The 8635-nt window shown below is 26.3% G+C and carries 6 protein-coding genes; 2 read left to right on the forward strand and 4 right to left on the reverse strand.

The genetic code is table 11. From position 1 onward, the window contains the following. Positions 1–2: 2 nt before the first annotated feature. Both ccsA and H2279_RS07250 read left to right on the forward strand, forming a co-directional pair. Positions 3–3242 (forward strand): cytochrome c biogenesis protein, encoded by a 3240-nt coding sequence (ccsA, locus tag H2279_RS07245; protein ID WP_337196094.1) that lies wholly within the window; start codon positions 3–5, stop codon positions 3240–3242. Further along, positions 3242–3706: a hypothetical protein gene (locus tag H2279_RS07250; RefSeq protein ID WP_337196095.1), complete on the forward strand. Its 465-nt coding sequence runs from the start codon at positions 3242–3244 to the stop codon at positions 3704–3706. Before ccsA ends, H2279_RS07250 begins: the two co-directional genes overlap by 1 nt. Before the next feature lie 184 nt (positions 3707–3890). On the opposite strand, the gene H2279_RS07255 is transcribed toward H2279_RS07250, so the two are convergent. The 4 genes from H2279_RS07255 to H2279_RS07270 all read right to left on the reverse strand — a co-directional run. Continuing rightward, positions 3891–4091: a hypothetical protein gene (locus H2279_RS07255; RefSeq protein WP_337196096.1), complete on the reverse strand. Its 201-nt coding sequence runs from the start codon at positions 4089–4091 to the stop codon at positions 3891–3893. A 233-nt stretch (positions 4092–4324) separates the two neighbouring features. Next, positions 4325–4828, reverse strand: coding sequence for a hypothetical protein (locus H2279_RS07260; protein WP_137624587.1), 504 nt, complete (start codon positions 4826–4828; stop codon positions 4325–4327). 323 nt (positions 4829–5151) lie between these two features. Next, positions 5152–7953: a hypothetical protein gene (locus tag H2279_RS07265; RefSeq protein ID WP_337196097.1), complete on the reverse strand. Its 2802-nt coding sequence runs from the start codon at positions 7951–7953 to the stop codon at positions 5152–5154. Between the two features lies 1 nt (position 7954). Further along, positions 7955–8635, reverse strand: a 681-nt coding sequence (locus H2279_RS07270; RefSeq protein ID WP_337196098.1) for a hypothetical protein, incomplete at its 5' end; no start/stop codon positions are given.

An 8635-nucleotide genomic window follows, 5' to 3' on the forward strand; every position in this document is an offset into this window, starting at 1 on the left:
AAATGAAAAGAATAATTAAGAGTGTAGGGGATTTAAGAATTTCTATAATTTTATTTTTAATTTTTGCGTTATTTTGTGCCTTGGCAACTTTTATAGAAAGTTCTTATGGAACTCCTACAGCTTGGGCTATGATTTATGATGCTTTTTGGTTTGAATATATTCAATTGTTACTAGGTATAAATTTGTTATGTGGTATGTTTCGCTATAAAATGTTTAATTTAAAAAAACTGCCTTTGATGATTTTTCACCTATCTTTTCTTTTTATTCTTGTAGGAGCTGGAATTACGAGATATTACGGATTTGAGGGAACTTTATCCATCAGGGAACATACGCAAAATTCATTGATAGAGAGTTTAAAAACTTCAGTTCGCTTTTCTGCCATCAAAGATGGGGAGCAATATAGTGTTGTAAATGATCGTTATATCGGAAATTTACCTTTTGCTAATCATTTTAAACTTGCTTTAAATATGGGCAATGATAAGGCTGTTTTAAAATATAAAGATTTGATTTTAGATGCTGATTATGTTTATAAGGAAAATAATACTTCAGATCCTTTACTTGCTATAACATTTTCTCAAAAAAATATGCAAGGAATGACAATGGAGTTTAAAAAAGGAGAAGTTAAAAATATTGATGGAATCAATTTTTCCTTTATGAATGATGATGTTGCAAAACCTTATGTAAAAATTGATCAAAATTTAAATTTGACTTCAAGTGAAGATCTAAACGTGTTTAATATGAAAGAGGGTAAAAATTTTATCTTAAAAACTACAGAGAATCAAAATGCTAAAGATCTTAGACTTTACAATATTAAAGATCTAAATTTTGTTATAAAATTTGCTTCTTTACATGGAGATCGTGAAATTCAAGGTGCTAATAGACCACAAGATGAAAGTTTTTGGTTGTGGTTTAAATCTTCTTGGATGGAATTAGCTAGAACGATGCTAGTTTCAAGTTTTGGAGAGCCGCAAAATTGGAAAACTTCATGGCTTTTAAGATTTAAAGATTTTGCAATGAGTAAAGAATATCAAGCCTTAAATCTAAAAGGTGAAAATGCTTTAAAACTTGAATTAACTTATAAAAATAAAAGTAAAGATTTTTATATTTTTGAGTATGGTAAGCCTGAAGTGGTTGAATTAGAAGGGCAGAAATTTTTTATTTCTTGGGGACTTTCTTACAATAAATTACCTTTTGAAATTTATTTAAATAAATTCGTTTTAGATCGCTATCCAGGTTCTATGTCTGCGGCTTCTTATGCAAGTGAGATTACAGTTAAGGATGGAAGTAAAAATTTTGATTATAGGATATTTATGAATAATGTTTTAGATTATAATGGTTATAGATTTTATCAAAATTCTTACGATCAAGATGAAAAAGGGACAGTTCTTTCAGTCAATAAAGATCCAGGAAAAACTCCAACTTATATAGGTTATTTTTTACTAATCTTAGGAATGTTTTTAAATTTCTTTAATCCAAATTCAAGATTTAGAACTTTAGTGAGACTAATCAATCAAGACTCTTTAAAGAATATCGGAGTTTTTTTATTGGTATTTTTTATTTTTTGTGGAGCAAATAAAGCTTTTGCTAAGGATAATGATTTGCCTATAGTAAATCCAGAACACGCTAAAGCTCTCGCTTCTTTAGTTTTACAAAAATCTTTAGATGGTAGAATGATGCCTTTTGATACTTTATCAAGAGAAATTTTAGAAAAAATTCATCACAGTGATACTTACAAAGGGCAAGATGCTAACGCAGTAATGCTTTCTATGCTTATAGGTGTGGATAAATGGCAAAATGAACCTTTTATTTTAATGCCTGATGATAGTGCTGTTCGTAAAGATATTGCTAAAATTTTAAAAGTTTCTGATAAAAAATATATTTCTTATAGAGATTTTTTTGATGAAAACAATCATTATAAACTTCAAAAATATGTAGAAAATGCAAATAGGAAAAATCCAAATACAAGAAATACTTTCGATAAAGAGATTATAAAGCTAGATGAAAGAGCTAATATTGTTAATTTAGTTTTTAGTGGAGAGCTTTTTAAATTTATTCCAGTACAAAATGATCAAAATAATCTTTGGTTGGCACCTTATTCTGCTATTACAACTTTAAAAGGAGAAGAAGGAGAGATTGTTTTAGCTTTGGTGCGAAATTATTTTGGGGCAGTTGATCAAGCTTTTAGTGATAATAATTGGACTAAGGCAGATAAAGCTTTGGGATTAATTAAAGAGTATCAAAGTAAAGTCGGATATAGAGTTATGCCAAGTGAAAATAAAATCAAGACTGAAATTTTTTCAAATAAGATTAAAATTTTTTCAAAATTAATCCCCGTTTATTTGATTGCAGGAATTTTACTTTTGGTAATTGTTTTTGCTAAAATGATTACTCCAAATTTAAAAATAACAAAGATATTTAAAATTGTATATACTCTAAATATATTAGCTTTTGTTATCCATACTATAGGATTGATTCTCCGTGCATATTTATCCGAGCATGCACCTTGGAGTGATGCTTATGAAAGTATGATTTATATTGCATGGGCTTTATCATTATCTGGGATATTTTTCTCTAAAAAAAGCCCTATAGCTTTATCTCTTACTTCTATTTTATCGGGTATAGTGTTAATGGTGGCTTATTTAAATGAAATAAATCCTCAAATTACAAATCTTAGACCCGTTCTTAATTCTTATTGGTTAAGTATACATGTGTCCGTTATAACTGCTAGTTATGGATTTTTAGGTTTGTGTGCCTTGTTGGGTATTTTTGTTTTATTATTGATGTGTTTTCTTAAAAAAGATGGAAAATATAATTCTAATATCTTAAGAAATATCACAGAGGCTACTAGGATCAATGAAATGGCTATGATTTTGGGACTTTGTTTGCTTACAGCTGGAAATTTCTTAGGGGCAATTTGGGCAAATGAAAGCTGGGGGAGATATTGGAGCTGGGATTCTAAAGAAACTTGGGCATTGATAACTATTTTAGTCTATGCTGCAATTTTGCATCTTAGAATGATTCCTAAATATTGCAACCAATTTGTATTTGCTTTGTGGAGCATGTTTGCTTATTGGGTAGTTGCTATGACTTATTTCGGTGTGAATCATTTTTTAACCGGTATGCATTCTTATGCAGCTGGAGAAGCAGTTCAAATTCCTGATTATGTTTATTGGATTTTTATTGCAATGCTTGTTTTAGCATATTTTTCAAGAAGAAAACGTCATTTTGTAGGTAGGCTTTAATGAATTATATTTTTATGGTAATTTTTTGCGTTGCTTTAGCACTCTTTTTATTTTTAAGTTTAATTGCTTATTTGATTACGAGTAGTGGTAAAAAAATACCTAAAAAAGATAAAGATACACCCGTTGTTAAACAAAAAAAGGCTAAAAGAGTGTTTGATACTAATTTAGATAATATGATTGCAGCAGCGGCTGATCCAAATTTAAGCGATTCTGATTTACAAGAATTAGCTAAGTTATATGTTGCTACGCATAAATTAGGATCTAAAACTTCTAAAGAATTAGATGATGCTACTAAGAAAAAATTAGAATTTGTTGCATCTTTGGCTTCAAATATGAATGCAAGCCCTCAAACTGTAAGCTTTTTAAATAAAGAGCTTAAGAAAATTTCTGCCTCGTATAAAAAAGAGATCGATGCTTATGAGCAAATGGGATTAGCAAAGAGAAAAATTAAAGAAGAGCAATAATAAAATTAAAATAGCTTGATTTTATGTAAATATTTTATAATCAATATTTACATAAATTCTTAAAAGATAAAGTTAATAAATTTAAGTTATTGATTTTTTAATCGATTTTTATAAAGTAAATTTTTAAAATTTTATTTTGCAAATTTTTCATTTCTTGATATTTTTTTAAGTTTATCAATGTCTATTATTTGTGATATCTTGTAAAAATTTCTTTATGCAAGATAAAATCTTCAACTTTGCATTTACCTGACTTAAGAACTATACTATTATTTTGTTTTTCAACTTCAATATCACAAAAATCGTTGTTATATTCCATAGAAAATATTTTTATAATAGCTTTTTTAGGAGATTTTAAATTGATTATTCTAATAACTGAATAATTCATATCATTATCTTTGATTAAATCTTGCATTAAATTGATAAATTTGGAAGTTACGATACGCCAATTGCAGCTATTGGATACTAAATTGATTAATATTTTACCATCGTTTTCATCGATCTCAAATATAGGCGTGCCAATTTATAATGAGTTTGGATCTTAAAAAGTGCATACCCTTTTATATCTGCTTTAGTGTAATTTACCCAAGCATCTCTGACTTATTTTAGTTTTTTTATTTTTTACTTTTGTACAAAAATTTTAATAATAGCTAAGCCAATTAGAGCAATAAAAGGATAATAATAAAATATACAAATAATAAAACAAATTGCTACTTTTTTGTAATTTTTTTTAAAAAGAGATAAAACCCCATAAACCATAAATCCAGAAAATACATAACAAAATAAAAAATACAAAGCGCATATCATGCCAAGAGAATCTGTATAACTTGTATACCTTGGTAGTTCTTTAAAATAAAAAATACAAAAATCTATAAAAAGTAAAAAGGCACAAAAGAAAAAGGAAAATAAAAAATAATTGATTAAAATATTTTTATTTTTAAAAATAAAATTTAATATTATACTCACACAACCTAAAAAAATAATACAAAAAATTAAAAAGATACGTGGATTGCTTAATAATTCTACAAAAGTTTTAGAATTATTTACAACCTCTTGAATAAAACCCATCATACCAACAATCCAAATTGAAACTATAAAAATTTTAAATACCAATAACCATTTCATTTATACTTCCTAGTTTTAATTCTTATTGCTTGTTTAAACATACAAACAAGAAAATTCAAGCAATTTATGTTTTCCTTATTGTACAAGAAATTAAGGCCTATTGTAAATAAACTAAATTTTTACATTTTATTGCATAAAAAAGAATAATTTAGTGAAATGATATAATATAAAATAATAGTAATCATGCATTTTTCTACAAAAGTACATAAAATCCCATTAACTAAGAATTAACATTGTAATATTTTAAACTTATTGACTGATAATAAAAATATCATTCCTTAATATTAAAAATAAAAGTTAATCAAAACGTTTAATTTCACACTCTAATTTATAATCTTGCAAGATTTAGTAAAGAAATCACTATCACATTCTACTTTAGTATTATTTTCGTATTTTACCACTAAAGAAACTTTACCTTCTTTTTTAAGAATTTCGTCTTTGTACTTTTCTACATATTGTAAAAAAACTTTGAAAAAGGTATCATTATTTTTCCATAAGTCAATACAACCAGCACTACCCACTCGGTCTCCTCCATGAATAAAAAAATTATCTCTAACAATAGTTTGCCCTTGAGAATTAGTTAAAGTTTTTGTTTTAGGTTGTATAGGAATTCGAATATTTCCCCAAGCATACCATGTGCCTGGAAACTTTCCAAATTTTGCTATTCCTGCAATTTTATTCATTACATTTAATTCTTGCAGCCCATCATTTTCATTTTCACTTAAAGGAGTAATATAATACTCTCCTTCAGGTATAGGTCCTTCATCTTTCAACATTTGTCTTTCTTTTTCATAGGTAAAATAATATTTCCCATTTTCATCTTCTTGTGGCCTACCGCTTACTGCTTGAAAAGAAATTCTTGCAATATTATCATTTTCATATGTAATTATTGTAAGTGCTCTGCCATCAAATTCTAAACTTACAACAGACTTCTCTTTTTCTTCTCTCCATTCTTCATATACTTTATCTTCTATTAAATAACAATAAGGGGTGTTAAATTTTACCGTTTTATCTCCTTTGTTTAAATCTTCAACGCATATTTGTAGTTTTTGCGAAAAAGTATTATTTGCCATTGCTATACTACTAAAAACCTTAAAACCTATAAATATATTTTTAGTATTTATAAGTTTTAGATTACCTTGTTCATCTTTTTCTAAAGTCCTATTTAGGTATATATTGCGAGAAAGTGCTTTATCTTCTAACTTACAAACATAATTTTGTTGGTTTTCTTGAACATAGATATAAATAGGAGTACCTTCAGTAATGACATTATTAGTATAGTTTTGTATTTTTTGTAAATCAATATCATTAATATTAATAGTAAAGTTTCCATTATTGCAAAAAGTATCTTGGGTTCTAGGAATCTTAAGTTCTATTCCTAAGGTAGAATAAGCTTTATCTGGTTTAAGATCGGTTTTTAAAATATGAGAATTTTCTCGATTTTCTAAATAATGGCGATAATTGCTAAGAGTAAAAAGCAATTCACTATCTCTTTCAATCTTTAATTGATTAAGTATATCAAAGCAATAGCTTATGCCATTATAATTTGCAATCAGTTCTTGATCATTTGTTTCCTTTTCTTTCATTTCTAGCTCTTTAGTTGCCAAAGAAGTGGTTTTTGTTTTACCATCGCTTAATTTTTCATACAAAAAAAGTTCAGCTTTATCGTTTTGCTTGGTATTTTCTTTGAAAGGATTGTTTATATAAGAGCAATCAAAGCAATTACCCTTTACACTCATAATATAAAGATAGGTATTACTTGGCCGTTCAATTTTTATTTCCATATTAATTTTTTCTATAATAAAAACTAAAATATTTTCTTTTGTTTCTTGAGCATTTTTGTATTCTCTAAGAGCTCTTAAAACTTCATTATAATTACTATTATCCATAACATAGATATTTTCAGTCTTAAAGCGATATTCTTTATCGCTTTCTTTTTCTTTATATTTTTTAAAATCACTTTCAGTTTCAAATTTAGCTTTACCGATAAATTTTTCATCATTAAAGTATTTTACATAAGGTTTTAAAATACTTACTAAAGCTTGTAATTCATTGGGATTGACATAGTTATAAACTTTATACCCAGAAATATCCACATTTTTATTATCATATTCTGTTTTTACAGCTTTAATTTGTTTAAGCATATGTTGTTCCATTGTTTTAAAATAAGAAAAATAGGTTTGTTTTTCAGTAGGATGTATTAAATTTAATACCTTAAAAATATCTATACAAGTATCAAGTTTTTCTTCATCACTTTCTTCTTCTTTTTTTAATTTTCCATTAAAATTAAAAATACATGATTGCAATATCATTCTTCTTGCATCTTTGCCTATGAAATATCTTATAATAGCCCAAATAAAAAATCTACTTTTATAAACATTGAATGCTTTTTCTAAAAGTTTATTTTGCATGATAAAATTACCACCTTGATAAGTGGCACTCACAAAAGGAATGAATTCTTGATAATATTCTTTTTTATCTTCTTTTTTGTTCTTATTTTTATGAAAAAAAAGAATATTTTTCTTCTTAAAATAATGCAAGGTGTCTAATTCATAATTTATTGATATAATTTCAAAAAGTTCTTCAGCTTGTTCTTCGCTAAGTTTAAATTCTAAATACTTACTAGAATTATCTTTATTTATTTTTAAATCCTCATCGCTTAATCTTTGAAGTTCTTCTAAACTTGCTTTAGGATTACTTTTTTGCCTTTGTTCAGTTTCCTTGCAATAATTTTCTATTGCATCCTTGATGATTTTATTGAGAGTAGAAGTTCTAATATCTGTCTCCAAAGTTTTAAAAATATTATTTGAAATACTCTGTATTAATGTTTGATATTCTTTATATTTATAACTTTTTGTATCTTTAATGATTTTTTTTAAAGCGTTATCAGAATCAAATCGTGCATAAGGAATATCTTTAAGATCTTTTATTAAACCAAATAAATAATATAAAATCAGTTTTATCCAGATACCTTTTAGACTTTTTTGTCCTATATTTATACCTATGCCTATAGTCGCTATACCTTGATTATCCCTATAAACTTCTGTTTTTAAACCTTCAACTGAGATTAAGAGTGATGTTTTGATTTTATTATATTTTTTAAAGCTTATTTTTTCGAATTCCATTTTATTTTCCTTTATCATAAGCATTTAAAAAAGCTAAGGCTAAAGCTTGATTGAAACGATAGGCAAGAAAAGCATCACTTTGTACTATCCAATCATACGCTTTAGGACCGATAGTCTCACCAAATTCAGTAAAAATTGTATTTTCTTTTATTTGTCTTTTAAAATCCTCATCTTCTCTTAATTTCATCCTAAAACTTTCAAATATAAGATTTTGAGAGTGAAAATTGTTTTGTATTAAAAAAACTCTAGCATTATAATATTGCTTTATAATTATAGCATACACTTTATCATCAGCCAAAGTTTCACCGTGTCGTGGAGTATAACCATACTCATTTTGAGTTTGTGAAAGTCTTACCATATCCTCATAATTAGCCTTATGTCTTTTCTTTGGATCTAAAACCACTTTATATAGAAATTCCCAACCATATTCTTCACTGTGTTTTGTTTCATCTATCACTTTAAATTCATCAATCTCAGGATATTTAAGACTTGTTTGATCATTTTGTATGAGTTCTAAAAGTTCATCATAACCTATACCTAGTTTATTGATTTTAGCTTTAGATATAAGAGGATTAATATTGTAATCTTTTAAATATAAAGCATCCATTTGATAATATTTTTTAGGAACTTTTTTTTCATTATAGGTTACATTTTCTCCATATAAATATTTAAAAGTATTTTT

This window comes from Campylobacter sp. B0100352/1, from assembly GCF_020135855.1.
Taxonomy (GTDB): Bacteria; Campylobacterota; Campylobacteria; order Campylobacterales; family Campylobacteraceae; genus Campylobacter_D; species Campylobacter_D taeniopygiae.

Excerpts from the sequence above, each read along its gene's own strand:
- H2279_RS07265 (WP_337196097.1), bottom strand. The coding sequence starts at position 7,953 with ATGGAATTCGAAAAAATAAGCTTTAAAAAATATAATAAAATCAAAACA.
- ccsA (WP_337196094.1), top strand. The coding sequence starts at position 3 with ATGAAAAGAATAATTAAGAGTGTAGGGGATTTAAGAATTTCTATAATT.
- H2279_RS07260 (WP_137624587.1), bottom strand. The coding sequence starts at position 4,828 with ATGAAATGGTTATTGGTATTTAAAATTTTTATAGTTTCAATTTGGATT.
- H2279_RS07250 (WP_337196095.1), top strand. The coding sequence starts at position 3,242 with ATGAATTATATTTTTATGGTAATTTTTTGCGTTGCTTTAGCACTCTTT.
- H2279_RS07255 (WP_337196096.1), bottom strand. The coding sequence starts at position 4,091 with ATGAATTATTCAGTTATTAGAATAATCAATTTAAAATCTCCTAAAAAA.